We start from the raw sequence: 25,112 nt of genomic DNA, 5'->3' as shown, positions 1-25,112 counted from the left end.
CTGTCATGATGTGCCGATGCACGCGTCTCGGGGTACTCAGAAACGAAGCGCCGGCCTGGGGCTCGCCCTGCTCTCGGCCTTCGCTTTCGGCGGCTCGGGGGTCGCCGCCAAGCCACTGATCGAGGCGGGGCTCGACCCGCTGCACGTGGTGTGGCTCCGGGTGGCGGGCGCCGCGCTCATCATGCTGCCGGTCGCCTGGCGCCACCGGAACCTGGTACGTGAGCGGCCCGCGCTCCTGGCCGGGTTCGGGCTCTTCGCCGTGGCCGGGGTCCAGGCGTTCTACTTCGCCTCGATCTCGCGTATCCCGGTCGGTGTGGCCCTCCTGGTCGAATATCTCGCGCCCGCGCTGGTCCTCGGCTGGGTCCGGTTCGTCCAGCGCAGGCCCGTCACCCGGGCCGCCGCACTCGGTGTGGTCCTGGCGGTCGGCGGTCTCGCCTGCGTCGTCGAGGTCTGGGCCGGGCTCAGCTTCGACGCCCTCGGGCTGCTGCTCGCCCTCGGCGCCGCCTGCTGCCAGGTCGGCTACTTCGTCCTCTCCGACCACGGTGGCCGGGAGGCCAAGGGCGGCGACGGCGGGGAGGGCAGGGGCGGCGACGGCCGGGAGGCCAAGGGCGGCGACGGCGGGAGCGTCGAACCTCCGCCTCCGCTCGGCGTCATCGCGTACGGACTGATCGTCGGCGCCCTCGTCCTCACCGTCGTGGCGCGCCCGTGGGGCATGGACTGGTCGCTGCTCGGCGGGACCGCCGGGATGAACGGCACCGGGGTCCCCGCCTGGGTGCTGCTCGGCTGGATCGTGCTGGTCGCCACCGTGCTCGCGTACGGCACCGGCGTCGTCTCCGTCCGGATGCTCTCGCCGCAGGTCGCCGGGGTCGTCGCCTGCCTGGAAGCGGTCATCGCGACCGTGCTGGCCTGGGTGCTGCTCGGCGAACACCTCTCCGCCCCGCAGCTCATCGGCGGCTTCGTGGTGCTGACCGGTGCGTTCATCGCCCAGTCGTCGGCCCCGAAACCGCCGTCGGGGCCGGTCGCCGCGGGTGTGGGTGCGGCGGCCGCCGCCACGGAAAGCGAGTTGTCGGCCGGGCGGGCTTCGCATTAGTGTGCCTGCCATGCATCTGACTGTGCTGCCGCCGCCTGCCGCCTAGCGCGGGCGGCCACTCCTGACGAAGACCGGGCTCGGGCAGTCCCCGAGCGGTTCGTCGCTGCCCGCGTGCGGAGTCGAGCGACCACCACCCTGTCCTCCTCTGGAGCGGTCATATGTCCCTTTCCCCTGTTTCCGCGCTGCCCGTCGGGCGGAGCCTGCTGTATCTCGTCATCGCCGGAGTCGCCTGGGGCACCGCCGGTGCGGCCGCCTCACTGATCTTCCGGGTCAGCGATCTCGGTCCCCTCGCCCTGTCCTTCTGGCGCTGCGCCGGCGGCCTCGTGCTGCTGGCGGGGGCGCTCGCCGTACGTCCCCGCCGCGCACCCCGGCAGCCCGAACCCCGGCGCCGCCGGCTGCTGCGCATCCTCGGCACGGGGGTCGGCCTCACCGTGTTCCAGAGCGCGTACTTCGCCGCGGTCGACGCCACCGGCCTCGCCGTCGGCACCGTCGTCACGCTCGGCGCCGGGCCCGTCCTGATCGCCGTCGGCGCACGGCAGATGCTGGGCGAACGCCTCGGCAAGGGCGGCCTGGCCGCCGTGACCGGGGCGCTCGCCGGCCTGGCCGTGCTGGTCCTGGGCGGCGAGCGCGGCGAAGTCGCCCCGGCCGGAGTCCTGCTCGCGCTCCTGTCCGCCGCCGGGTACGCGGCGATCACCCTGCTCACCCGATGGCTCGGGCGGGACGGCGGCGGCGGTGACGCGCTGACCACCAGCGCCTGGGCGTTCGGCATCGGAGCGGTGGGGCTGCTCCCCATGGCCGCGGCCGAGGGCCTCGTACCGCACACCGCCGAGACGGGACAGGTGCTGTGGCTGCTCATCTACGTGGCGGCGGTGCCCACCGCGCTCGCGTACGCGCTGTACTTCGCCGGGGCCGCCGCCGTCCGCTCGGCCACCGTCTCCGTGATCATGCTTCTGGAGCCGGTGAGTGCCGCGCTCATCGCGGTGACCGTCCTGCGGGAGCGGCTGACGGTAGCCACCGTCGTCGGCACCCTGCTCCTGCTGACCGCCGTGGCCGGGCTGGCGCTCGCCGAGGCGCGGGGTGCCGCGGTCGCTCGCCGGAGAGCTGAGGCACTGGGGGTCTAGCAGCTTCGGCGGGACAGGGCTCGGAGCCGGGTACTCAGGCTGCGGGCCCTGTCCTTCCCCCGGGCGCTCCGGGTCAGAGCGCGCGGAGGTAGTCCGGTACGCCGATGGCCGGGTCCAGGTCGTCCGCCGGGACAGGCTCCGCGTAGCCCCGGGTGAGCGGCACGATCCCGGTCCAGTGCGGGAGGGCGAGGTCCTCCGGCTCGTCGTTCGGGCCGCCGGTGCGGACCTTCGCCGAGACCTCGTCCAGGTCCAGCCGGATCACCGCCGTGGCGGCCAGCTCCTTGGCGTTCGCCGGCCGCGCGTCCCGGGAGCGGCCGGGGACGGCCTGGTCGACGATCGCGTCGAGGGCGATGCGCCGCTCCTCGGGGTCGGTCACCGTGACGGCGGTGCCGTGGACCACCACGGAGCGGTAGTTCAGCGAGTGGTGGAAGGCGGACCGGGCCAGCACCAGGGCGTCGACATGGGTGACGGTCAGGCAGACCGGCAGCCCGGGATCCGCCGCCCGCGTGTTCCGCAACGGGCGGGAGCCGGTCGACCCGTGGACGTACAGGCGCTCCCCGACCCGGCCGAACAGGGTCGGCAGCACGACCGGCGCCCCGTCCCGGACGAAGCCGAGGTGGCAGAGGTAGGCCGCGTCGAGTATCGAGTGGACCAGCTCCCGGTCGTAGGAGGCGCGCTCCTTGGCCCGGGTGGGTACCGTGCGGGCGGTGGGCGTGTAGGGGGCGGTGACGCCGGGGCCCGTGGTGGTGGGCGGTGCGGTGTCCTGCATGGCGTACTCCCGTTGCGGATCTGATTGCACTAGTGCATACTGTTGTTTGTGCTAGGAGAGTATCGGATCAGTGGGCGGCGCGCATCGGAAATCGCCGCCAGTGTGGAGCGCGGGGTCGGTTCCGGAGACCTCGCGCCCGGTCATGTGCTGCCCCCCATGCGGGAGTTGGCCGAGCGGCTGGAGGTCAACCCGAACACGGTGGCGGCCGCCTACCGGACGCTGCGCGAGCGCGGAGTGATCGAGACGGCGGGCCGCCGGGGGAGCCGGGTGCGGCCGCGTCCGGCCAGCACGTCCCGCGGCTCCCTGCGCATCGAGGCGCCGCCGGGCGTACGCGATCTCGGCGAGGGCAACCCCGATCCGGCGCTGCTGCCGGAGCTAGGGCCGGCGCTCGCCGCGGCCGCGGCGGTGCATGCGGAGAGCCCGGGGCTGTACGGGGAGGCGCCCGTGGTCCCGGAGTTCGCCGCGTACGCGCGTACCGCGATGGACGCCGACGGGGTGCCCGAGGGGCCGGTCGCGGTGACCTCCGGAGCCCTCGACGCCATCGAGAGGGTGCTCGCGGCGCACCTGAGGCCGGGCGACGCGGTGGCGGTGGAGGACCCGGGGTGGGGCAGCGTCCTCGACCTCGTACCGGCGCTCGGGCTGCACGCCGTGCCGGTCGGGGTGGACGACGAAGGGCCGCTCGTCGCGGATGTCGAGCGGGTGCTGCGGGCCGGGGCGCGGGCGCTCGTCGTCACCGACCGGGCACAGAACCCGACCGGCGCGTCGGTGGGCGCGGACCGGGCCCGGGAGCTCAAGGCCGTACTCGCCCGCCACCCCGGCGTGCTGCTGATCGAGGACGACCACGGCCACGCCATCGTCGACCTGCCGCTGCACCCGCTGGCCGGGACCACCGACCACTGGGCGTTCATCCGGTCGGCGGCCAAGGCGTACGGCCCCGACCTCCGCGTCGCCGTCCTCACCGGCGACGCGGTCACGGTCGACCGGGTGGCGGGCCGGCAGCGGCTGGGGCCCGGCTGGGTCAGCCGGCTGCTCCAGCGGGCCGTGCTCCACCTGTGGACCTCGGACGCCGTCGACACCGCCGCCGTCGCCCGGTCGTACGGGGAGCGGCGCGACGCCCTCGTGCACGCCCTGGCGGAGCGCGGCGTGGCGGCCCACGGGCGCAGCGGGATGAACGTGTGGGTGCCCGTCAGCGACGAGACCGGGGCCATCGCCCGGCTGCTCCACGCGGGCTGGGCCGTGGCACCCGGAGCGCGCTTCCGGATGGGCACGCCCCAGGCGGTGCGGCTCACCGTGTCCCCGCTGGCGGCCGCGGACATCGGGCCGCTGGCGGACGCGGTGGCGGCTGCGGCGGGGCCGGCGCGGCCGGTGACGTACGGCTGAGGTGCCTTTGCCGTACCCGCCGGTCACGTACGGCTGAGCGGCCTCAGCCGCTCACGTACAGCTGTTCTGTCACGTACGGCTGAGGCGCTTCGTCCGGGCGCCCGCCGTGCGGGTCCCGGTGGCGGCGGCCGACGGGCGGCTCTGGGTGAGCGCCGCCCCGGCCAGCACGATCACCGCGCCCACCGGGGTGTTCCAGGTCAGCTCCTCCCCGAGCAGGGCGACGCCCGCGGCGGTGGCGATCACCGGGATGAAGTAGGTGACCATCTGACCGGTCGTCGGTCCGACCTCCTGGACCAGTCCGTACTGGAGCAGTACCGCGAGCCCCGTACCGAGCGCTCCGAGCGCCAGCACCGACAGTGTGGGCAGCAGGGGGAACTCGTCCGGGGCGGAGGTGAACACCGGCGTGACCACGGCCAGTTGCAGCGTCCCGATGAAGAGCTGGCTGCCGGTGAGCGTCAGTGTCGAGGAGCCGGTCCCGGCCAGCGTACGGCGGACGTAGATCCAGCCGACCGCGTAGCTGAACGAGGCCAGCAGCGCCATCCCCGTACCCGGCAGGTCCAGGCCGGAGAAGCCCTGCCAGGCGCCCAGGACGGTCAGCACCCCGAGGAAGCCGACGCCCAGGCCGGCGACGCGGCGGCGGGTCGGGCGGTCCTCGGAAAGGGCGACCACCGAGAGGGCCATGCCCCACAGGGGTGAGGTCGCGTTGCAGATGCCCGCGAGGGTGGAGGGGATCGTCAGCTCGGCGTAGGAGAAGAGGGAGAACGGCAGCGCGTTGAGGAAGAACGCCGCCACGGTGATGTGCCCCCAGGTCCGGGCCGAGCGCGGCAGCCGCTCCCGGCGCATCGCCATCGCGACGGCCAGGACAGCGGTCCCGGCCAGCAGCCTGCCGAGCGTGACCTGGAACGGTGCGAACCCCTGGGTGCCCACCTTGATGAGCAGGAAGCTGAACCCCCAGATCAGGGAGAGGGCGGCGAACCGGATCCGCCAGTCCACGGCCGGGCGCCGGGTGGCGGGCGCGGGTGGGAGAGGGGGTGGGGAGGTGGCCGGAGGGGCGGCGGGCTGCTGGCAGGGGGCGCTCATGGCTCAACGATGACGAGCCGCACTGATAAGAACAAGCGAGAGTTTCTGTGCTGATTCGCGTAGCATCGCTTACCTGTCGAATCTGGAGGGGACATGCTGAACGTGGAGCAGACATGTTGAACCTGGAGTGGGCATGCTGAACCTGGAGTGGGCATGCTGAACCTGGAGGGGACATGCTGAATCTGGAGCGGCTGCGCACCCTGGACGCCCTCGCCCGGCACGGCTCGGTGAGCGGAGCCGCCGGGGGGCTGCATGTCACCACGTCGGCGGTCTCGCAGCAGATGGCCAAGCTGGAGCGGGAGGTCGGGCAGCAGCTTCTCGCCAGGAACGGCCGGGGCGTCCGCCTCACCGACGCGGGCCGGCTGCTCGCGGACCACGCCGCGCGGATCCTGTCGCAGGTGCAGCTGGCCCAGTCCGACATCGAGGCCCAGCGCGGTGAGGTGGTCGGCGAGGTGACGCTCTCGGCGTTCCCCACGGCGGCGCGCGGACTGCTGCCCGCCACGCTCACCGCCCTGCGTGCGGACCATCCCGAACTGAACGTGCGTACAAGGGAGTTGGAGCCGGAGCAAGGACTCCAGGCGGTGCTGCGGGGTGATGTCGACGTGGCCGTGGTGCTCGACTGGAGCAACAAGCGGCTCCCCGTGCCCGGCGGTCTGGCCAAGGCCGAACTCCTCGACGACGCACCGGACATCGCCATGCCGGACGGGCACCCGCTGGCCGGCCGCGCCGAAGTGGATCTGGAGGACTTCGCCCAGGACGAGTGGGTCTCCTGGCCCGAAGGTGAATTCTGTTACGAGTGGCTCATGTTCACCCTGCGCTCCCGGGGCATCGAACCGCGCATCTCCCACCTGGCCGGTGAGCACCACACACAACTCGCCCTCATCGCTGCCGGGTTCGGCGTCTGCGTCGCACCGAGGCTGGGGCGTGGCCCTGTCCCCGACGGCGTTTCCCTGGTGCCGGTGCGGCAGACCATGCGCCGCCACATCCACGCCGTCTGGCGCGCGGACGCCGACCGCCGCCCCTCCGTCCGGGCCGCCGTCGCCTCGCTGCGGGCGGCGGGAGCGCGGGTGGCGGCCGGGACCTCCACCGGGGGGTGACCACCGGGAACCGCGGGGTGACCACCGGGACCCGTGGGGTGACCACCGGGACCCGTGGGGTGCTACCGGGGAAGGTCCGTCAGCTTGCGGAAGTCCCATGAGGTGATGGCGTCCGGGGTGAGCCGCAGCCAGGCGTGCCGGCCGTCGTGCGGCATCTCCTCCATCCCGAAGTACTTCGCGGGGAACAGCCGCTCCGGTACGTCGAGTTCGGGGCACGGCTCGCCGGTACGCGGCGCCTCGCCGACGAACTCCGCCGTACCGGACAGCTCCACGCCGCGTAGCTCGTCGTACTCCACCCCGTCGTCGACCACGACGGCGATCCTCGGGTCCTCGCGTAGGTGGGACCAGCGCAGGCTGCGGGTGATGGAGTACAGCCAGAGCGAGGTGCCGTCCCAGACGAACCAGAGCGCGCCGATGTGCGGCGGGCCGTCGGCGGCGAGGGTGGCGACCCGGCAGGTGCGTTGCTCGCGGAGGTAGGTGTCCCGCTCCTCGGGGGTCATCATGATCCGGCGACCGCGGCGCTGGGTGTCGGTCATGCGGGTTCCTCCCCTTGTCATCTGACGAACTGTCAGAAAGCATGGGGCCTCTTTCCGTGCGGCGCAATGCCGTTCGCCGCGCGGCAGACACCAGACCCGGAGAAGGCCCAAGAAGGAGGAGGAGCGCCGTGGCGTCCAGAGAATCCCGGGAACGGCTCGCCGCGCTGCTGGCCCCCGACACCACCGTACTGCTGACCGTCGAATGCCAGCAGGGGGTCGTGGGGCCCGACAGCGCCCTGCCCGAACTCGCCGCGGCCGCCCGCTCATCGGGTGCCCTGGACAACATCGCCCGCCTGGTCGCCGCCGCCCACGAGGGCGGGGTCCAGGTCATGCACGCCATCGCCGAGAGCCGCCCCGACGGACGCGGCGCCAACCGCAACGCCCGGCTCTTCCGGGCCGCCGCCCGGCTCCCCGTACAGCAGCACACCGGCACGACCGCCGTACGGGTCGCGGCGCCCCTCCAGGTCGCGGACGAGGATCTCGTCGTACGGCGGCTGCACGGGCTCTCGCCGCTCGCCGGCACCGACGTGGACGCCCTCCTGCGCAACCTCGGCTGCCGCACGCTCGTCGTCACCGGGGTCTCGGCCAACGTCGCGATCCCCAACGCCGTGTTCGACGCCGTCAATCTCGGCTACACGGCCGTCGTCCCGGCCGACGCGATCGCGGGGGTGCCCGCCGAGTACACCCCCGCGATGATCCGCAACACCCTCTCCCTGGTCGCCACCATCACCACCACCGACGACATCCTGGGCCGCTGGAAGGAGCCCCGCAGGCGGTCCGGGGCCGCACCGAGGTGATGGAGTGCGGGCGGACCGGGGCCTGACGTGGCGCGGACCCCTACGCCAGCGTGATCGAGTCGCCCGCCACCGAGATCTCGCGCGCGGGCAGCGGCTGGGTGGCGGGTCCGGCGGTGGGGCTGCCGGTCGCCGCGTCGAACGTCGAGTTGTGGCAGGGGCAGGTGATGACGTTGTCCACCACGTCCTTGACCGCGCAGCCCTGGTGGGTGCACGTGGCCGAGAACGCCTTGAACTCACCGGCGCTCGGCTGGGTCACCACGACCTTCTGCGCGGCGAAGACGACTCCGCCGCCCTCGGGGATGTCGGCGGTCCTCGCCAGGACGGCCCCACCCGCCCCGCCGCTCCCCGGCTGCTGGACCGACTCCGCGCCACCCGACCCGTCCGAACCCCCGCACGCGGTGAGTGCGGCGGCCGCCCCGGCCGCGCCCACCGCCAGGACGACGGTGCGGCGTTCGAGGAGGGTCCGGCGCTCCTGGGCTGCGCTCATGGTGGTCATTCCCTTCATCGGTATCCATGAATGTGTCCTTCGGCCATGGGTACGGAGAGCGGGGTTAGGGCGTTCAATGGACGGGTTTCGGGCGTTCGGCGGACGGGTGCGGAACCTGCGGCCGGGCGCGGGAGGGGCGGGGCGCCCGCCCCTGCCGCCCGGTCAGTGCGCGTCGACCAGCACGCGGCCGTCGGCCGGTGTGCGGGTGGCGGCACGGCCGGCGTACGCGGACTCGACCCGCGACCGCTCGGTCGTGTTGGGGACGGAGTTCTTGCAGCTGGTGCCCGCGCTGGAGCCCGACATCAGCTGGGAGCAGGGGCCGGGCTTGGTGTCCGGCAGGCCCAGGTTGTGGCCGATCTCGTGGGCGGCGATGCGGGTCTTGTCGTGTCCTTCCGTGACGGCCAGACCGCCGAGCTCCACCCGGGCCTGGCCGCCGGGACGGACCGGGCCCAGGGTGGCCTGCGGCCAGCCGTCGGTGGCGACGATCAGGATCTCGGCGCGGGTGCCGGGCCGCGCCTTCGCCAGCTTCACGTTGCCGACGTTCGCGTTCCATGCGGCGACTCCGGCGGTGACGGCCGCCTGCCAGCCGGTGGCCCGGGTGTCGTCGTAGTAGAGCGTGGTCACCGCGGCGACGCGGGCAGGCGTGGCCGGTGAGGACACGGACGCGGCGTGTGTCGCCGGCGCCATGATCATGGTGATGGCCGCGGCGGTGCCGGCTACGGCGAACCACTTGGACTGGGGCATGAGTTGGTCCTTTCGCTGGGCTGGGCCTTGCAGGGGGAGGGATGGATACGGCCATGGCGTCGCGGGCGGGTCAGCCCGACGTGACGCAGCGGGCCTCGAAGGCGTCCCGGACGAGGCCGAGCAGCAGGGGGCGCGCGCTGAAGAGGGGGGATTCGCGGTGCAGGGCCAGCAGATGTCTCCCGAGCAGGGGGTCGCCCGTGAGTCTTCGCATGGCCACGCCCTCGCGCGCCCGGGCCGACCCCTGCGCCAGGGTGAGGCCGACGCCCTGCGCGACCAGGTCGCACAGAATGCTCAGGTCCCCGATCCGGTGCGGTGACAGCCGCGGTACGAATCCGGCCGCGGCGCAGGCGTCGACCAGCGCCCCGTAGTCGTCGCAGCCCGGGTCGTCCGGCGGCAGGAGCCAGGTCTCGTCGGCGAGGCCGGCGAGGTCGATCCGGCCCTCTCCGGCGAGGGGGTGCCCGGCCGGGAGGATGACGACGACGGGTTCGAGTCCGATGACGTCGACCGCGACCCCGTCGGCCGGTGTCGTACCGAAGCCGTCCAGGTCGACCAGGCACGCCGCGTCGATGGACCGGTTCCCGACCTGGTCCATGGCCTCCCCCGTACTGGCGAACTGGACGAAGCTCACGGGGTTGCTCAGCGCCGCGGGCAGGTGGAGCGTCAGGTGGCTCAGCATCGGGCCGGAGCTGCCGCCGACCGTCACCGGCTCCGGGCCGTCGGCCGACCGGAGTCGGTAGCTCCGGATCCGGTCGGCGCTGGTCACCGCGGAGCGGGCGTGCGAGATGACCAGCTCGCCGGCCCGGGTGGGCACCACTCCGCGGGCCGAGCGCTCGAAGAGTGGCTGGCCGAACGAGGCCTCGATCCGCCGTAGTTGGGTGGTCATGGCCGGCTGGGAGAGCATCAGGGCGGCGGCCGCCCTGGTCAGGCTGCCCGCTTCGGCGATCGCCAGCAGAATGCGGAGGTGCCGCAGTTCCAGGTCCATGGCTGATTGAGGCTAGTTCACCCGTGTATGTCATGTCCATGAGTGCGACGTGGGGTCGAGGGCGGCGGGGTGGACGCGGTCGGCCGGACGGGCCGGGGCCGGGCCGAGGCGGTGTGCGCGGGGCCGCCCGGCCCGGACCCTGGCGGCCCGGACCCCGGTGGCCCGGCCCTGACCCGTCCGGCCCGGACCCTGGGGCCCGGACTCCGGTGGCCCGGACCTCGGCGGCCCGGGTCGCCGGACGGTCGTGGCTCAGAGCGCCCCGGTGTACTGCTGGATCCAGGACCGCCAGGCGGCCAGGTCCGTGTAGACGGCGCCGCCGACGCCGCAGGTGCTGCTGTTGGAGCCGCTGCGGCTGGTGGCGCCGGCCAGTTCGAGGCGGCCGTTCCGGGTGACCAGGGCCGGTCCGCCGGAGTCGCCGTAGCAGGCGGTGTTGGAGGTGGTTCCCGCGATGCACAGCTCGCGGCTGTTCACCATGCCGGTGCAGGAGCTGTCGGGCAGCACCTTGGTGTCCAACTGCTTGAGGTAGCGGGGCGCGGAGCTGGAGCAGCCGCGCTGCGGGCAGGTCTGGCCCCAACCGAGCAGCCGGGTGGCGGAGTTGTCGGGCGGGGTGGAGGCGGTGATCGGCACGGGCGTGTTGGCGACCTGGCTGCTGAGGCGGAGCAGGGCTATGTCCTGGCCGGGCATGCTCTGGCTGCTGGACGGCCGGACGATCTGCGAGACACCGGCCAGGGTGCCGCCGCTGAGGCGGTCGTTGGAGCCGATCCGGACGCGCAGCGCCGAGGCGGGGAGGGCGCCGTTGCCGTACGTACAGTGCAGGGCCGTGACCATCCATCCCGGTGAGATGAGCGAGGCGCCGCAGTAGTGGCCGCCGTTGACCTGGATGGATCCCATGAACGAGTAGGTGGAGGTGGCCTGTTCGCCGCCGACGATGGGGTTCGGGGCGGCGGTGGCGGTGCCGGTGAAGGCCGGTGCGGCGATGGCCAGGCCGAGGGCGATCCCCGCGGCGAGCAGGGGCCGGGAAAGGGGCATGGGAGGTCCTTCGCGTAAGAGGTGTGGGAGGTCCGGAGCCGGCGGGCCGCTGATCCACCGGTGATCGCGCTTTGTTCGTGGCCCGTCAACCTGCCGTCCACAGGAGTATGGGAGGGGCCCGTAGCGGTCCGCCAATGTCAGCGCCCCATAACATCCGGGAGTACCGGGGGGTAGTTCCGGCCGGGCGCGGTGATATCGACGGGCGGTGCGGAGGGGGCGGCCGATAGCCTGGCCGCATGCTCACCGAAGTCACCGCGACCCGCTACGTCACGCCCCTGCGTGAGGGTGGCTCGCTCCCGGGGATCGTCGAGGCCGACGACCTGGGCACGTACGTCATGAAGTTCACCGGCGCCGGCCAGGGCCGCAAGACACTCGTCGCGGAGGTCGTCTGCGGGGAGCTCGGGCGGCGGCTGGGGCTGCGGGTGCCGGAGCTGGTGACCATCGAGCTCGACCCGGTCATCGGTCTCGCCGAGCCCGACCAGGAGGTGCAGGAGCTGCTCAAGGCGAGCGGCGGGCTGAACCTCGGCATGGACTACCTGCCGGGCTCGCTCGGCTTCGACCCGCTCGCCTACGAGGTCGGCGCGGCCGAGGCGGGGCGGGTCGTCTGGTTCGACGCGCTGATCAACAACGTCGACCGCTCCTGGCGCAACCCCAACCTGCTGGTCTGGCACGGCGACCTCTGGCTCATCGACCACGGCGCCACCATGATCTGGCACCACAACTGGCCGGGCGCCGAGGCCTCGGCCGCGAAGCCGTACAACGCCTCCGACCATGTGCTGGCCCCCTTCGCCCCGGACATCGCCGCCGCGGCCGCCGAGCTCGCCCCGCTGGTCACCGAGGAGCTGCTCACCGAGGTGGCCGCCGACGTGCCGGACGCCTGGCTGGTGGACGAGCCCGGGTTCTCCTCCACCGACGAGCTGTGCCGGGCCTATGTGGCGCCGCTGCTGGCGCGAGCCGCCACCATCCATGAGCGGATCACCCTGGACGCTCCGGCCGCGAACCGGCCCTCCCAAGCCCCCGGCTGGCTCACCGAGCGCCTGCCACCACGGCACCGGCCGTCCGCCGGCGACGGAGCCACGGCAGCCGCCCGTACCGGCCGGGAGGGTGGCCGATGACGCGCCGCGATGTCTTCGAGTACGCCCTCCTGCGGGTCGTCCCCCGGGTCGAGCGCGGGGAGTGCTTCAACGCCGGGGTCCTCGTCTACTGCCGGGCCCATTCGTTCGTCGCCGCCCGCACGCACCTGGACGAGGCCAAGCTCAGGGCGCTGGACCCGGACGCCGACGTGGTGGGCGTACGGGCCGCCCTCCGTGCGGTCGAAGGGGTCTGCGGCGGCGGTGCGGGGGCCGGACAGGCGGCCGGTGACGACCCCGGACGGCGCTTCCGCTGGCTGATCGCCCCGCGCTCCACGGTCGTCCAGCCCGGCGCCGTGCACACCGGGCTCACCACCGACCCGGCCGGTGAGGTGGAGCGGCTGCTCGACCTGCTGGTGCGCTGAGCGTCCCGGGCGCGGCGCCGACCGGTGCGCCGAATCCGGCACGAGGGGGCCGCCGCCCGGTGTGACGTGCGGCCCCCCGGGCCGCGCGCCGTTGACACCGGGTGCCAGGGCTTCTAGCGTCTCGTCTGCTGAAGGTACTAAGCGGTTGCTCAGTCATCGGGCCTCTCTGTCAGGGAACGGCCACGACGTCCGCTGAGCCGCTATCCAAGGGCGAGGAGAACCAAGCATGTCCACCACCGAGCAGCGCGTCGCCATCGTGACGGGAGCGGCGCGGGGCATCGGCGCCGCCACCGCCGTACGCCTGGCGGCCGAGGGCCGCGCCGTCGCCGTACTCGACCTCGACGAGTCGGCCTGCAAGGACACCGTCGAGAAGATCACCGCCGCCGGGGGCCGTGCCCTCGCCGTCGGCTGCGACGTGTCGGACAGCGCCCAGGTGGAGGCCGCCGTCGCGCGGGTCGCCGCCGAGCTGGGTGCCCCGACGATCCTCGTGAACAACGCGGGTGTGCTCCGCGACAACCTGCTGTTCAAGATGAGCGAGTCCGACTGGGACATCGTCATGAACGTCCACCTCAAGGGCGCGTTCCTGATGGCGAAGGCCGTCCAGGCGCACATGGTGGAGGCCAAGTTCGGCCGCATCGTCTCGCTGTCCTCCTCCTCGGCCCTCGGCAACCGAGGCCAGGCCAACTACTCCGCCGTCAAGGCGGGGCTCCAGGGCCTCACCAAGACCCTCGCCAAGGAACTCGGCAAGTTCGGCGTCACCGCCAACGCCGTCGCCCCCGGCTTCATCGTCACCGAGATGACCGCGCAGACCGCCGCCCGGGTCGGCATGGGCTTCGAGGAGTTCCAGGCGGCCGCCGCCACCCAGATCCCGGTCCAGCGCGTCGGCCGTCCCGAGGACGTCGCGAACGCCATCGCCTTCTTCGCCGGTGACGACGCCGGCTTCGTCTCCGGCCAGGTCATCTACGTGGCCGGCGGACCCCTCAACTGACCCGACCGACCCGAAGGGCAGCGAACGACATGACAGTGCAGGACAGTGGAAAAGTCGCCCTCATCACGGGCGCGAGCCGGGGCATCGGCTACGGGATCGCCGAGGCGCTCGTCGCGCGCGGCGACCGGGTGGCCATCACCGGACGGGGCGAGGACGCCCTCAAGGAGGCCGTGGAGCGGCTCGGCGCCGACCGGGTCATCGCCATCCCCGGCAAGGCCCACGACGAGTCCCACCAGGCGGCGGCGGTCGAGCGGACCATGGAGGCGTTCGGCCGGGTCGACTACCTGGTGAACAACGCGGGGACCAACCCGGTCTTCGGCCCCATGGCCGAGCTCGACCTGAATGTGGCCCGCAAGGTCTACGAGACCAACGTGATCTCGGCGCTCGGCTTCGCCCAGCAGACCTGGAAGGCCTGGCAGAAGGAGAACGGCGGCGCGATTGTCAACATCGCCTCCGTCGCGGGCGTAGCCCCCTCGCCGTTCATCGGCGCGTACGGGATGTCCAAGGCGGCCATGATCAACCTGACCGCCCAGTTGGCGCACGAGTTCGCGCCGGTCGTCCGGGTCAACGCGATCGCCCCCGCCGTGATCAAGACGAAGTTCGCCGAGGCGCTCTACGAGGGCCGGGAAGCGGAGGCGGCCGCCGCCTATCCGCTCGGCAGGCTCGGGGTGCCCGAGGACATCGGGGGCGCCGCGGCGTTCCTGACCTCGGCACAGTCGGACTGGATCACCGGGCAGACCCTGGTGGTCGACGGAGGAATTTTCCTCAACGCCGGCGTGGGCTGAGAGCAGCCTGAACCGGTTTGGCCCCGATTGACTCAAGTGCCCCGCTGGACCGACGGATTGTTCCGGCGGGGCGCTGCGGTATGGTCTGCCGACCCATGGCTGATCGAGGAGCGTGCACGTGTTCTACCGGGCCAGTCTGCAGGCCGCTGCAGCCCTAGCATCCCTTTCTCTGCTGGCCGGCTGCGGTCTTCTCTCCGACAGCGGATCGGAAGAGAACCAGAAGATAACCGTCGGGACGACGAGCTCCCCGTCCACGCTGGACCCCGCGGCGGCCTGGGACGGCTCCTGGGAGCTGATGCGGAACATCTACCAGACCCTGGTGAGCTTCCCCACCGGCAGCACGAGCCCCGAACCGGACGCGGCCGACACCTGCACGTTCACCGACGCCACGAGCATGGCCTACCGGTGCACGCTCAAGAAGAACCTCAAGTTCTCCAACGGCGAGAAGCTCGACGCCGAGGCGGTGAAGCACTCCATCGACCGGGTCGTGGACATCCACTTCAAGGGCGGCCCGGCCGGCATGCTCGGCTCGCTCGACCGGATCGAGACCAAGGGTGACGACACCGTCATCTTCCACCTGAACAAGTCCGACGCCACCTTCCCGTTCATCCTGGCCACGCCCGCCATGTCGCTCGTCGCCCCCGGCGACTACCCCAAGGACAAGATCCGCGACGACGGCAAGATCACCGGCTCCGGCCCCTACCTCCTGGACTCCTACGAGGCCGGTGTCTCCGCCGAGCTGACGAAGAACCCCGACTACAAGGGCTTCGCCAACCGGAAGAACAACGCGGTCACCATCCGGTACTTCGAGAAGTCCAAAGAGATGGTGGACGCCCTCAAGGCCGACGAGATCGACGCCACCTACCGCGGTCTGAGCGCCGAGGAGGTCGTGGGCCTGGAGGACAAGAAGGAGGGCAACGACGGCCTCCAGATCATCGAGACCACGGGTGCGGACATCCGCTTCCTGGTCTTCAACCCGAAGGACCCGGCCTCCGCCAAGCCCGCCGTCCGCAAGGCCATCGCCCACATCGTGGACCGGGACGCCCTGGTCGCCAAGGTCTACCGGGGCACCGCCGAACCCCTCTACTCGATGATCCCCAAGGGCATCTCCGGGCACACCACCAGCTTCTTCGACACCTTCGGCGACCCCAACGTCAAGAAGGCCAAGGAGCTCCTCACCGAGGCCGGGATCACCGCGCCGGTGAAGATGACCTTCTGGTACACCACCGACCGGTACGGCTCCTCCACGCAGCCCGAGTTCGAGGAGCTGGAGCGGCAGCTCGAGAAGTCGGGCCTCTTCGACATCACGCTGGAGAGCGCCCCCTGGAAGACCTTCCAGGAGGGCTTCACCCAGGGCGAGTACCCGGTCTTCGGCCGTGGCTGGTTCCCGGACTTCCCGGACCCGGACAACTTCATCGCCCCGTTCGTCGGCGAGGAGAGCGTCACCGGAACCCCGTACCGCAACAAGGAGATCACCCAGCAGCTCATCCCGGCCACGCGCCAGGAGAGCGACCGGGGCGCGGTCAGCAAGCAGTTCGAGCGGGCCCAGCAGATCCTCGTCGACGACGTCCGGCTGCTGCCGCTGTGGCAGGGCAAGCTGTACGTGGCCTCCGGCGAGGACATCGGCGGCGGCGAGCGCGCACTGGACCCGCAGACGGTCATGCAGATGTGGGAGCTGTACCGCAAGGCCAGTTGGTAGCAGGTAGCAGGTAGCAGGTAGTACGCAGCAGGTAGTAGGCAGCAGGTGTGCGGGCCCGGGGAGCAGGTCTCCCCGGGCCCGTTGTCAGTGGCGGGCGGTAGGTTCTGGGATCAAGAACCTGTTGCTCACCGGAGGTTGTGGACGTGACCGATATCGACCTGCTGCCCGAGTCCTGGCGCGGCGTCCTCGGCGAAGAACTGCAGAAGCCGTACGTCAAGGAGCTGGCGGACTTCGTCGAGGAGGAGCGGGCCAAGGGGCCCGTGTATCCGCCGCGCGAGCAGGTCTTCGCCGCCCTGGACGCCACGCCGTACGAGAAGGTCAAGGTCCTCGTCCTCGGCCAGGACCCGTATCACGGCGAGGGCCAGGGGCACGGGCTCTGCTTCTCCGTGCGGCCCGGCGTGAAGACGCCGCCCTCCCTGCGCAACATCTACAAGGAGATGCAGGAAGAGCTGGGCCTGCCCGTCCCGGACAACGGCTATCTGATGCCGTGGGCCGAACAGGGCGTGCTCCTTCTGAACGCGGTGCTCACCGTGCGCGCCGGGGAGGCCAACTCGCACAAGGGCAAGGGCTGGGAGAAGATCACCGACGCGGTGATCCGCGCCGTCGCCGAGCGGCCCGATCCGGCCGTCTTCGTCCTCTGGGGGAACTACGCCCAGAAGAAGCTCCCGCTGATCGACGAGGAGCGCCACGTCGTGGTGAAGGGCGCCCACCCCTCGCCGCTCTCCGCGAAGAAGTTCTTCGGCTCCCGGCCCTTCACCCGGATCAACGAGGCCGTCGCGGCCCAGGGCCACCAGCCGATCGACTGGCGCATCCCGAATCTCGGCTGAGGCCCGACCGGGTCGTGGAGCCCGTGTCTCAGCCGTATTGCCCCGGCCCGGCGCTAGCGTCGGGAAGGACCGGGACCGCGACCGGCCGGGACGGGCCTAAGGAGACCGCAGTGGTGGAGCAGCAGGAGGCGTCCGAGGACGCCGTCAGGACCAGGATCGGCCAGGCGGTCATGCTGCTCCACGGCGGTGACCGGGAGGAGGCCCGCAACCGCTTCGGCCTCCTCTGGTCGGAGCTCGGCGCCGACGGTGACGGCCTGCACCGCTGCACCCTCGCGCACTACATGGCCGACACCCAGGACGACCCCGGGGACGAGCTCGCCTGGGACCTGCGGGCGCTGACGGCCGCCGAGGGGCTTCTGGGCGGCGAGCGGCCGGCCGGGCACCGGGGCTCCTCGGCGGTCCAGGCGCTGTACCCCTCGCTCCACCTCAACCTGGCGGCGGACTACCTCAAGCTCCAGCGCCCCGACGCGGCCCGCATCCACCTGCGCCAGGCCCGCGACGCGGCGGACGCGCTGGAGGACGGCGGGAGCGGGGCGCACGGCCCGTACAGCGGTTACGACGGGGGAGTGCGGGCCGCCATCGAGCGGCTGGAGCTGCGGATGCGGGGGATGTGAGCCCGGGGGGCGATGCGGGCGCCGGGGCGGTCGGGGGCCCGGGGCGGCCTGGAAGCCCGGCCGACCCGGTCCCCGGCGGGCCTTACCGCCCGTACGTCTCCTCGCAGATCCGGGCCTCCCTGCTGCCCACGGGCCAGCGGCCGTACCCCCGGCCGAGCGCGCACACGTCATGCAGGCCGCCGCCCCGGGCCTGCGGCAGGGCGGGCAGCACGCCGGGAGGGATGACCGGGACCTGCCGGGGCGGTGTCCGACGGGGCGGAGGCGCGGCCTCCTGCGGCCGGGGCGCCGGCGGGGGTCCGGGGTGCCGGGCTTCCGCAGGGGAGGCAGGCGCGGGGGAGGCGGGCCTGCCCGGCGACGGGCTCGGCTCCACGATGGCCTCCAGCGCCTCCCGCCCGGGCGGCTGCACCACCTGCGGGAACATGTCCTGGGCCGGTCTGCCGCTCTCCGTCGTGGAAGGCTGCCGCGGGCCCGCCTCCTGCGGACCGACCGACACACAACCGGAGACGGCGGTGACGGCCACCCCGACCAGGAGTTTCGTGGTGAATCTGGTTCGCTGCACGCGGGTAACTCTGCGGCGTCGGCGGCCGCGCGGGCAGCCCGTGGGCGAGGAATGGCCCGCACGAGTGACCCGGTCAGCCCGGCGCCACGTCCCGGGACCTGGGCCACACGCCGGCGCCCCGACCCTTCGTCAGCGGGCGCGCGGACAGCCGGACCGGTCAGTCGCCCGTCGCGCCGTCGACGCGCTCCCGCACCAGGTCGGCGTGGCCGTTGTGCCGGGCGTACTCCTCGATCATGTGCGTGTAGATCCAGCGCAGGCTGAACGGCTTGCCCGCCGAGCCGACGCCCTGCGAGAACTCGTCCAGGCCGTACCCGGCGGCGCTCTTGCGGGCCGCCGCTATCTCCGCCCGCCACACGGCCTCCGTCCCGGCCCAGGTGGTGGACTCCGTCACCTTGAAGTCCCCGTCCGGGTCCTCCTCGGTGGAGTAGAGGTCCGGTAGCTCCTCGCCCGCCAGGATCTCGCGGAACCAGAAGCGCTCCACCTCCGCCAGGTGCTGGACGAGGCCGAGCAGGGTGAACGCGGAGGGCGGCACGGATGCCTCGCGAAGCTGCGCGTCCGTGAGGCCCGCGCACTTCATGGCGAGCGTCTCGCGGTGGTAGTCCAGCCAGCCCTCCAGCATGGGGCGTTCGGCTGCGTCGAGGGCGGGTTCGGAGCGTTCTGCGGAAGTCATCCGGCCATCCTGAGCCATGATCACGATCCTGGCCAGGCATTTCTTCCCCGGGCGGCCGCCGGAAGCGGCGTGGCGACGGCCCCGTATGCTGCCGGGCGACGGAACGGACACAACTTCCGCACGGCGAGAGGGAGACCCCTGTGAAGGTCGGTTGCATCGGGCTCGGCGACATCGCGCAGAAGGCGTACCTGCCGGTGCTGAGCGCCGTACCGGGGGTCGAGCTGCACCTCCAGACCCGTACGCCCGCCACGCTCGACGCGGTGGGCGACACGCACCGCATCCCGGCCGCCGCCCGGCACACCACCCTGGACTCGCTGCTCGCCCAAGGGCTCGACGCGGCCTTCGTGCACGCCCCGACGGCTGTCCACCCGGAGATCGTGGAGCGGCTTCTCGACGCCGGGGTCGCCACCTATGTCGACAAGCCGATCGCGTACGAGTACGCGGAGTCCGAGCGGCTGGTGAACCTGGCCGAAGAGCGGGGCGTCAGCCTGGCCGTCGGCTTCAACCGCCGCTTCGCGCCGGGTTACGCCCAGTGCGCCGAGCACCCGCGCGAGCTGATCCTGATGCAGAAGAACCGCGTCGGGCTGCCCGAGGACCCCCGCGCCCTGGTGCTCGACGACTTCATCCACGTCGTCGACACCCTGCGCTTCCTGGCCCCGGGGCCCGTCGACCACACCACCGTGCGGGCCAGGATCGTGGACGGTCTGATGCACCACGTGGTGCTCCAGCTCTCCGGTGACGGGTTCACCGCGATCGGGATGATGAACCGGCGGGGCGGCTCGACCGAGGAGATCCTGGAGGTCTCCGGCCGGGACACCAAGCGCCAGGTCCTCAACCTCGCCGACATCGTCGACCACAAGGGCCAGCCCAGCGTCCGCCGGCGCGGCGACTGGGTGCCGGTGGCCCGCCAGCGCGGCATCGAGGCGTGCGTCCACACGTTCCTGGACGCGGTCCGGGCGGGCCAGGTGCTCAGTGCTCAGGACGCTCTGGCGACCCATGAGCTGTGCGAGCGGATCGTCCGGGAGTCCCTGGAGCAGGCCTCCTCCTGAGGGCCCGCAGCGCCTCGGCGGCGCACAGGGCGGCCAGCGCCGCCAGGGCCCCGTACACCGCCCAGTCGCCGAATCGGACGTAGAGGGTGGTGCCGCGCGTCAGCGGTACGCCGTACACGGCGGCCGCGCTCTCCTGCGTACCGACCGGCTCACCGATCCGCTCGCCGCGCGGCCCGTACACGGCGCTCATCCCGGTGAGCGTCGCGTGCACCATGGGGCGGCCGTTCTCGGCGGCCCGCAGCGCCCCCAGGGACGCGTGCTGGGCCGGGGCCCAGCTCTCCTGGAAGGTGGAGGTGGCGGACTGCGCGACGAGCACCTGCGCGCCGTCCCGGGTCAGCCGCCGGCTCATGTCGGGGAACGCCGACTCGAAGCAGACCAGCGGCCCGATCCTCAGCCGCTCGTCGCCGTCGGGCAGCGTCATCACCACCTGCCGGTCGCCGCGCAGCCGGTCCTCGCCCGCCGCCTTGCCCACCGAGGTCGCCCAGCCGAGCAGGGAGCGCGCCGGGACGTACTCACCGAACGGCACCAGGCGCATCTTGTCGTACCGGTCCCCGGTCGGCCCGTCAGGTCCCACCAGCACTGCCGACTTGTAGATCCCGCTCCGGCCCGAACCGTTCGTCTGCCGGGCGTCCACATTGACCAGCAGGTCGGCCCCGGTCTCCCGGGAGAGCGCCGCGAGCCGCCGCGCCGTCTCCGGGTCCCGCCAGGCGCCCGCCCCGATGCTGCTCTCGCCCCAGACCACGAGGTCGACATCCCGGCCCGCCACCGTACGGGTCAGCTCCTCGCCCCGGGCGAGGCGCCGCTCGACGCTCCCGGGTCCGGAGACGACTCCGGGCTGGACCACGGCGATCCGGGCCGTTCCCGTGGCGGCGGGCTGCGGAGCCCAGGCCCACGCCCCGGTCACGGCCACGGCGCACCCGACCAGCAGTACGCCACCCGTCGTCCGGGTCCCGGTACGCGCAACCGTCAGCAGGGCGAACGCGGTGTTGACCGCCACCACCAGCAGGCTCACCAGCCACACCCCGCCCACCGACGCCACCCGCAGCGCGGGCCCCACCTCCCACTGGCTCGCCCCGAGCAGCCCCCAGGGCCCGCCGAGCCCCTCCCAGGAGCGGACCAGCTCGATCACCAGCCACCCCGAGGGCACGGCCACCACCGCGGCCGCGGCCCGCAGCGCGGAGGGCGCGCCGCCGAGCAGCCGCCGGACCAGCACGCCCCAGGGGGCCCACAGCAGGCCCAGCAGCGCGGCCAGCAGCACGATGAAGACGTGCAGGCTCGGCATTAGCCAGTGGTGGACGGCGATGACGAAGCCGGTGCCGCCGATCCAGCCGTCCAGCGCCGCCCGGCGCGTCGTCCCCGCCGACCGGATCAGCAGCAGCCAGGGGACGAGGGCGACATAGGCCAGCCACCAGAGCGACGGCGCGGGGAACGCGAGCGCGGGCAGCGCCCCGGCGAGCAGCGCCACGGCCCCCCGGACCCAGCCGGACGCCGGAAGCGACCGGCTGGCGGGCTCCTCTCCGGCCGGGGGCTGTCCGCCGGACGGCGGCTGTCCCTCGGACGCCGGAACTCTTCCGCCCCGCATCCGCATGCCGTGCCCTCCTCGTCCCACGTGGGTGAGCAGCCGCGTGATCTGCCAGGTCAGCTCTGTGTACCCAGTGTGGGGGAGGTGATCCCCGGGGGACACCGGACACCCCCGGCCGAAGGATGCGCGCGCTTCCGGCTCAGGCCACCCCGGGCGTGCTTCAGGCCGCTCCGTGAGTGCTTCAGGCCGTTCCGGGCGCGCTTCAGGCCGTTCCGGGCGTGCTTCAGGCCGTTCCGGGGCCGCGGCGCCACTTCTCGTGGACGGTGACCGTACGGATCCGCCAGCCCGGGTTCGTGCGGTGCAGCTCGAAGGTGTACCGCCCGCCGGAGACGAAGTCAGGAGCGGTGCCACCGGGCCCTGGGGCCTCGCCCTCCCGCGCCAGGCGCATCGGGTTCAGGTAGTCGGCCCGCACCTGGGCCCGGTCGCCCGGGTAGCCGCCGAGGTCCTCCAGGTCGATGCGCCGGTTGACGATCAGGTGCTGGCGGATCGCGAAGAGGCGCATCGTCCCGGTGAGCCAGCGGGCGATCTCGCCCGCCGGGCCCTCCACCCCGCCCGCGCCCCTGTAGTCGGCGCGGCCGTCCGGGGTGAACAGGGCTTCGTAGGCGGGCCAGTCGCCGTCGTCCACGGTCACGGCGTATCCGGTGATCACATCATCGATGGCGAGCCGGTCCATCACGGTCGCGAGTGCCACACGCTGTGTCATCGGTCAAGTCTCGGTCAAGCCGCCCGCCACGCCAAGGGGCCTGCGCGGCCGGGCAGATGACGGGCCGCCCGGTCAGCAGGGCACGACGGCGACCGGGCCCAGCGCGTGCGTGAGGGTCGTCTGGGCGACCGGGGAGAGGCCGAGACCGAGCGACTCCCCGCCCTTGCGGCGGCCGATCACCGTCAGGGCCGACGTGGCGGAGGCCGTCACCAGGGTGCGCGCGGCGGACCCGTTGACCGGCTCCCGTACGACCTCCACCTGCGGGTACCGCTCCTCCCAGCCGGACGTCACCTCCGCGAGGCCGCGCTCGGCCGAGCCCTGCGCGCTCTCCCGGTCGAAGACCGGTCCGCCCGCGAGCATCGAGGAGAACATCGTCCAGCCGTGCACGATCCGCAGCCGTGCGCCGGGCCGGGCGGCCGCGGTGGCGAAGGCGAACTCCAGGACCGCCTCGCTGCTCTCGTCGGCGGCCACCCCCGCCACGATGTCGGAGTAGGCCTCCTCGCCCTCGAGCCGGTCGTCCTCGTCCGAGCGGCCGTCCTGCACGACGACGACCGGGCAGGGCGCCATCGACGCGGTGGCCAGGCTGTTGGAGCCGATCATCAGCGACCGGAAGCCGCCGAGCCCCCGCGAGCCGACCACGACCATCGACGCGTCCCGGCCCAGCGAGACGAGAGCCGCCGCCGGGAAGTCCAGCGGGGCCAGCACCGAGGGGCGCGAGGCCGGTGAGACCAGCTCGCTCCGGCGTACGGCCTCGGCGAGCAGTTCGTCCGCCTCGCGCCGCCCGGTCTCCTCGTCGACGTTCCGGGTGAGCGGCCGGACATGGACGATCACCAGCGGCAGGTGGCGCCGCGCGGCCTCCCGCGCGGCCCAGTCCAGCGCCTGCCGGCTGTGTGTGGAACCGTCGACGGCGGCGATCACGGGAAGATCATGAGTGGTCATGGCCCCGAGCGTACGCCGCCGGGCGAACGCCCCGGTCAGTCGTGGTTGTGGCTGGAGGAGGTGTCGTCCGGCGGCACGGTCCGCCCGCCGTCGTTCCCGCTGACCACCACCACGACCAGCGCCACCATGACCCCGACCACCGCGAGCCGGCCGCCCAGGCGCAGCGCCCAGCCGGTCCGGGAGGCGGCTCCACCGGGCGAGAGGGACAGCTTCTCGGAGCGGCGGGCCGGGCGCAGCAGCCGCACGAGCAGCAGGGCGGCGATCGGTAGCTGGAGCAGCCAGACGCTGGTGCGGAACCAGCCGTCGTACCAGACGTTCGTCCCGTACAGCAGGGTGTGCCAGACGCTCAGCACGTAGACCACGATCACGAACCGGTGCAGCACGCGCCAGGTCTTCGGGCCGATGCGGTGGCGTACGTAGAAGAGCAGGCCGAGCGGGATCGCGAGGTACAGCGCCGCCTGGCCGATCGGGATGGCGATCTGGCCGGTCCCCGAGGTGTACCCGCCCGGGACGAACGTCTCGACGAAGGCGGTGGCCAGCGCCGAGTTCCAGGCGTCGGTGGAGTGTCGGAACAGCTCGGCGCCGAACAGCAGCGCGTGGGCCGTGATCAGCGCGATGGTGTTGAGGCTCGTGGTGCGGTGCAGGCGCTCCAGGCGGGGGCCCGAGAGCGGCAGGCGGCCCGGGCGCTGTCCGGAGAGGAGGAGGCCGAGGATGACCGTGCCCCAGGCCCAGAGCAGCGCGGACCAGCCGAACGCCTGGCTGAGGAAGTACATCCAGAAGCCGCCCGCGTCGGCCATGAACGGCATCACGGAGACCGTGGAGGAGGTCTTGTTGCGGATGCGTATGTAGAGCAGGACGAAGACGGCCGCCGTCACCAGGAGCGCCACGAGCCCGTCGGGCCAGGAGGCGCGCAGGTCGGAGCGGAGGGTGGTGCGCTGGGCGGTACGGGGCCGCCGGGGGCCGGGGAGTTGGGCGTCCGGCGTGGCGCCGTTCTCTTTCTCTTTCTCGGTCTCGGGGGATGTGGTGGGGACTTCGGCGGCCGCTGCCGGTTCGGGTGCGGGGGGCTGGTTCGTCATGCGGCCTCTTCGGGGGCGTCGGCTGGCGGGGCGGACGCGTCGGCCCCGGGCCACGAGGCGTGTGCGGACGCGTTGTTGGAGCAGTCGGCGGGGGAGAGGGGAAAGTTCCCCCGAGGGATGTGTGACATGAATCACACACGTGATGCCTGGGGCAAACGGGGTGAACTCCCGTTGTTTCCGCATCTGCTGGTCTTCTCCGCGAGGTGGGGGAGGCTGGCACGATGGCCGCCATGGGAGCCGGAACCGCACTCCGCCTCGCCCGCACCGCGCTGTTCGCGGTCGTGTGCGTCGCCGTGTCCGGGCTCGGCCATGCCCTGATGTCCGGCGGCCCGCTGCCACTGCCGCCGCTGCTCGCCGTCCTTTTACCGGTCGCGGGCGCCGGCTGGTGGCTCGCCGGCCGCGATCGGAACGCCCCGGTCACCGTATCGGCCCATGTCCTGGGCCAGTTGGGGCTGCACGCCTACTTCACCGTGTACGCCACCGGAGGCGCGCACCACGCGCACGGGGCGATGCCCCACGCCTCCCACGCGGGCCCGGCCGGGGACGTCCCGCACCGGACGGAGCTGCTGGCGGCCTTCGACGCCTCGGTGTTCACCACCGGCATGGCCGCCTCCCACGCGGTCGCCGGGCTGATCTGCGGCTGGTGGCTGTGGCGCGGCGAGGTGGCGCTCGCCCGGCTGGGCCGCTGCCTGGCCCTCTTCGTACGCACTCCGCTGCGGACGGCCTGGCGCCTCTGGTCGGCGACGCCCCTCGACGATGTCTCGCCTCCTCTGCCGCGCACCCTCCGCCGGCCGGGCCGCCCCCTTCAGGACCTCCTCGCCCTGCACGCCATCTCCCGGCGCGGTCCACCACTTCCCGTCCCCTCCCTGTGACCTCCAGCCGCCCACCCGGTTCCGTGTGACCCGGTGGCGGTACGGGTGTGTGCTCGCGCGCACACCCGTGACAGGCATGCCGGTACCGCCGGACCCGCCCGCAGGGGCCCGTCCGTGCGGCCGGCCACGCGGAGCCGCGTGC

The 25,112-nt window shown here is 72.9% G+C and carries 27 protein-coding genes; 14 read left to right on the top strand and 13 right to left on the bottom strand.

Annotated elements, in window-relative coordinates; genetic code table 11:
- Window positions 1-16: 16 nt before the first annotated feature.
- Window positions 17-1,090, top strand: a complete 1,074-nt coding sequence (locus ACFWRT_RS24925; protein ID WP_380955474.1) for an EamA family transporter — start codon at window positions 17-19, stop codon at window positions 1,088-1,090.
- Between the two features lie 158 nt (window positions 1,091-1,248).
- Window positions 1,249-2,211 carry a DMT family transporter gene (locus ACFWRT_RS24920; RefSeq protein ID WP_380955473.1) on the top strand — a complete coding sequence of 321 codons (963 nt, stop codon included), beginning with the start codon at window positions 1,249-1,251 and terminating at the stop codon, window positions 2,209-2,211.
- Between the two features lie 73 nt (window positions 2,212-2,284).
- On the opposite strand, the gene ACFWRT_RS24915 is transcribed toward ACFWRT_RS24920, so the two are convergent.
- Window positions 2,285-2,980 carry a pyridoxamine 5'-phosphate oxidase family protein gene (locus ACFWRT_RS24915; protein ID WP_380955471.1) on the bottom strand — a complete coding sequence of 232 codons (696 nt, stop codon included), beginning with the start codon at window positions 2,978-2,980 and terminating at the stop codon, window positions 2,285-2,287.
- Window positions 2,981-3,028: 48 nt separating this feature from the next.
- On the opposite strand from ACFWRT_RS24915, the gene ACFWRT_RS24910 reads away from it, so the two are divergent.
- Window positions 3,029-4,360, top strand: a complete 1,332-nt coding sequence (locus ACFWRT_RS24910; RefSeq protein ID WP_380955469.1) for an aminotransferase class I/II-fold pyridoxal phosphate-dependent enzyme — start codon at window positions 3,029-3,031, stop codon at window positions 4,358-4,360.
- A 69-nt stretch (window positions 4,361-4,429) separates the two neighbouring features.
- Here the strand turns inward: ACFWRT_RS24910 and ACFWRT_RS24905 are convergent, their stop codons facing one another.
- Entirely contained in the window at window positions 4,430-5,440 is a 1,011-nt protein-coding gene (locus tag ACFWRT_RS24905) for a DMT family transporter (RefSeq protein WP_381121350.1), read from the bottom strand.
- A gap of 173 nt (window positions 5,441-5,613) precedes the next feature.
- On the opposite strand from ACFWRT_RS24905, the gene ACFWRT_RS24900 reads away from it, so the two are divergent.
- Entirely contained in the window at window positions 5,614-6,537 is a 924-nt protein-coding gene (locus tag ACFWRT_RS24900) for a LysR family transcriptional regulator (RefSeq protein WP_380952417.1), read from the top strand.
- 62 nt (window positions 6,538-6,599) lie between these two features.
- On the opposite strand, the gene ACFWRT_RS24895 is transcribed toward ACFWRT_RS24900, so the two are convergent.
- Entirely contained in the window at window positions 6,600-7,073 is a 474-nt protein-coding gene (locus ACFWRT_RS24895) for a pyridoxamine 5'-phosphate oxidase family protein (RefSeq protein WP_380952418.1), read from the bottom strand.
- Window positions 7,074-7,201: 128 nt separating this feature from the next.
- On the opposite strand from ACFWRT_RS24895, the gene ACFWRT_RS24890 reads away from it, so the two are divergent.
- On the top strand, window positions 7,202-7,870 hold the full coding sequence (locus tag ACFWRT_RS24890; protein ID WP_380952419.1) for a cysteine hydrolase family protein: 669 nt from the start codon (window positions 7,202-7,204) through the stop codon (window positions 7,868-7,870).
- Between the two features lie 40 nt (window positions 7,871-7,910).
- Here the strand turns inward: ACFWRT_RS24890 and ACFWRT_RS24885 are convergent, their stop codons facing one another.
- The 4 genes from ACFWRT_RS24885 to ACFWRT_RS24870 all read right to left on the bottom strand — a co-directional run bounded on the left by ACFWRT_RS24885 (window position 7,911) and on the right by ACFWRT_RS24870 (window position 11,112).
- Entirely contained in the window at window positions 7,911-8,357 is a 447-nt protein-coding gene (locus ACFWRT_RS24885; protein WP_380952421.1) for a Rieske (2Fe-2S) protein, read from the bottom strand.
- 162 nt (window positions 8,358-8,519) lie between these two features.
- The gene (locus ACFWRT_RS24880) at window positions 8,520-9,101 is read right to left on the bottom strand and encodes a snapalysin family zinc-dependent metalloprotease (protein ID WP_380952423.1); all 582 of its coding nucleotides are present in this window, start codon (window positions 9,099-9,101) and stop codon (window positions 8,520-8,522) included.
- A gap of 70 nt (window positions 9,102-9,171) precedes the next feature.
- Window positions 9,172-10,083 (bottom strand): LysR family transcriptional regulator, encoded by a 912-nt coding sequence (locus tag ACFWRT_RS24875; protein ID WP_380952424.1) that lies wholly within the window; start codon window positions 10,081-10,083, stop codon window positions 9,172-9,174.
- Window positions 10,084-10,332: 249 nt separating this feature from the next.
- Window positions 10,333-11,112, bottom strand: coding sequence for a S1 family peptidase (locus tag ACFWRT_RS24870; protein WP_380952425.1), 780 nt, complete (start codon window positions 11,110-11,112; stop codon window positions 10,333-10,335).
- Window positions 11,113-11,348: 236 nt separating this feature from the next.
- Between ACFWRT_RS24870 and ACFWRT_RS24865 the strand changes: the two genes are divergently transcribed.
- The 7 genes from ACFWRT_RS24865 (at window position 11,349) to ACFWRT_RS24835 (ending at window position 17,520) form a co-directional block, all read left to right on the top strand.
- The gene (locus ACFWRT_RS24865) at window positions 11,349-12,227 is read left to right on the top strand and encodes a HipA family kinase (protein WP_380952426.1); all 879 of its coding nucleotides are present in this window, start codon (window positions 11,349-11,351) and stop codon (window positions 12,225-12,227) included.
- Window positions 12,224-12,607 (top strand): DUF3037 domain-containing protein, encoded by a 384-nt coding sequence (locus ACFWRT_RS24860; protein WP_380952427.1) that lies wholly within the window; start codon window positions 12,224-12,226, stop codon window positions 12,605-12,607. The genes ACFWRT_RS24865 and ACFWRT_RS24860 overlap by 4 nt, the downstream gene beginning before the upstream one ends.
- A 226-nt stretch (window positions 12,608-12,833) precedes the next feature.
- Window positions 12,834-13,595: a 3-oxoacyl-ACP reductase FabG gene (gene fabG, locus ACFWRT_RS24855; RefSeq protein WP_380952428.1), complete on the top strand. Its 762-nt coding sequence runs from the start codon at window positions 12,834-12,836 to the stop codon at window positions 13,593-13,595.
- Between the two features lie 29 nt (window positions 13,596-13,624).
- Entirely contained in the window at window positions 13,625-14,380 is a 756-nt protein-coding gene (locus ACFWRT_RS24850) for an SDR family oxidoreductase (RefSeq protein WP_018516145.1), read from the top strand.
- Between the two features lie 118 nt (window positions 14,381-14,498).
- Entirely contained in the window at window positions 14,499-16,079 is a 1,581-nt protein-coding gene (locus ACFWRT_RS24845) for an ABC transporter substrate-binding protein (protein WP_380952429.1), read from the top strand.
- Window positions 16,080-16,222: 143 nt separating this feature from the next.
- Window positions 16,223-16,906 (top strand): uracil-DNA glycosylase, encoded by a 684-nt coding sequence (locus tag ACFWRT_RS24840; RefSeq protein ID WP_380952430.1) that lies wholly within the window; start codon window positions 16,223-16,225, stop codon window positions 16,904-16,906.
- A 110-nt stretch (window positions 16,907-17,016) separates the two neighbouring features.
- Window positions 17,017-17,520 (top strand): plant Invertase/pectin methylesterase inhibitor family protein, encoded by a 504-nt coding sequence (locus ACFWRT_RS24835; RefSeq protein ID WP_380952431.1) that lies wholly within the window; start codon window positions 17,017-17,019, stop codon window positions 17,518-17,520.
- 82 nt (window positions 17,521-17,602) lie between these two features.
- Here the strand turns inward: ACFWRT_RS24835 and ACFWRT_RS24830 are convergent, their stop codons facing one another.
- Together ACFWRT_RS24830 and ACFWRT_RS24825 are read right to left on the bottom strand one after the other, a co-directional pair.
- Entirely contained in the window at window positions 17,603-18,079 is a 477-nt protein-coding gene (locus ACFWRT_RS24830) for a hypothetical protein (protein ID WP_380952432.1), read from the bottom strand.
- Window positions 18,080-18,236: 157 nt separating this feature from the next.
- Window positions 18,237-18,749: a DinB family protein gene (locus ACFWRT_RS24825; RefSeq protein ID WP_380952433.1), complete on the bottom strand. Its 513-nt coding sequence runs from the start codon at window positions 18,747-18,749 to the stop codon at window positions 18,237-18,239.
- 140 nt (window positions 18,750-18,889) lie between these two features.
- On the opposite strand from ACFWRT_RS24825, the gene ACFWRT_RS24820 reads away from it, so the two are divergent.
- Entirely contained in the window at window positions 18,890-19,798 is a 909-nt protein-coding gene (locus ACFWRT_RS24820) for a Gfo/Idh/MocA family protein (protein WP_380952434.1), read from the top strand.
- Here ACFWRT_RS24820 and lnt read toward each other — a convergent pair.
- The 4 genes from lnt to ACFWRT_RS24800 form a co-directional block, all read right to left on the bottom strand.
- Window positions 19,719-21,386, bottom strand: coding sequence for an apolipoprotein N-acyltransferase (gene lnt / locus ACFWRT_RS24815; RefSeq protein ID WP_380952435.1), 1,668 nt, complete (start codon window positions 21,384-21,386; stop codon window positions 19,719-19,721). The genes ACFWRT_RS24820 and lnt overlap by 80 nt on opposite strands.
- A 217-nt stretch (window positions 21,387-21,603) precedes the next feature.
- A complete protein-coding gene (locus ACFWRT_RS24810; protein WP_380952436.1) occupies window positions 21,604-22,083 on the bottom strand; it encodes a nuclear transport factor 2 family protein in 480 nt (159 codons plus the stop codon).
- Window positions 22,084-22,155: 72 nt separating this feature from the next.
- Window positions 22,156-23,022 carry a universal stress protein gene (locus tag ACFWRT_RS24805; protein WP_380952437.1) on the bottom strand — a complete coding sequence of 289 codons (867 nt, stop codon included), beginning with the start codon at window positions 23,020-23,022 and terminating at the stop codon, window positions 22,156-22,158.
- A gap of 35 nt (window positions 23,023-23,057) precedes the next feature.
- Entirely contained in the window at window positions 23,058-24,098 is a 1,041-nt protein-coding gene (locus tag ACFWRT_RS24800) for a ferric reductase-like transmembrane domain-containing protein (protein ID WP_380952438.1), read from the bottom strand.
- A 221-nt stretch (window positions 24,099-24,319) separates the two neighbouring features.
- On the opposite strand from ACFWRT_RS24800, the gene ACFWRT_RS24795 reads away from it, so the two are divergent.
- Window positions 24,320-24,970, top strand: coding sequence for a hypothetical protein (locus tag ACFWRT_RS24795; protein WP_380952439.1), 651 nt, complete (start codon window positions 24,320-24,322; stop codon window positions 24,968-24,970).
- The last annotated feature ends 142 nt before the right edge of the window (window positions 24,971-25,112 follow it).

This window comes from Streptomyces cyaneofuscatus (assembly GCF_042718795.1).
In the GTDB taxonomy this organism is placed as follows: Bacteria; Actinomycetota; Actinomycetes; order Streptomycetales; family Streptomycetaceae; genus Streptomyces; species Streptomyces cyaneofuscatus_A.
The sequence above is the reverse complement of the archived record's forward strand: the minus strand, read 5'-3'. Positions and strand labels throughout refer to the sequence as shown.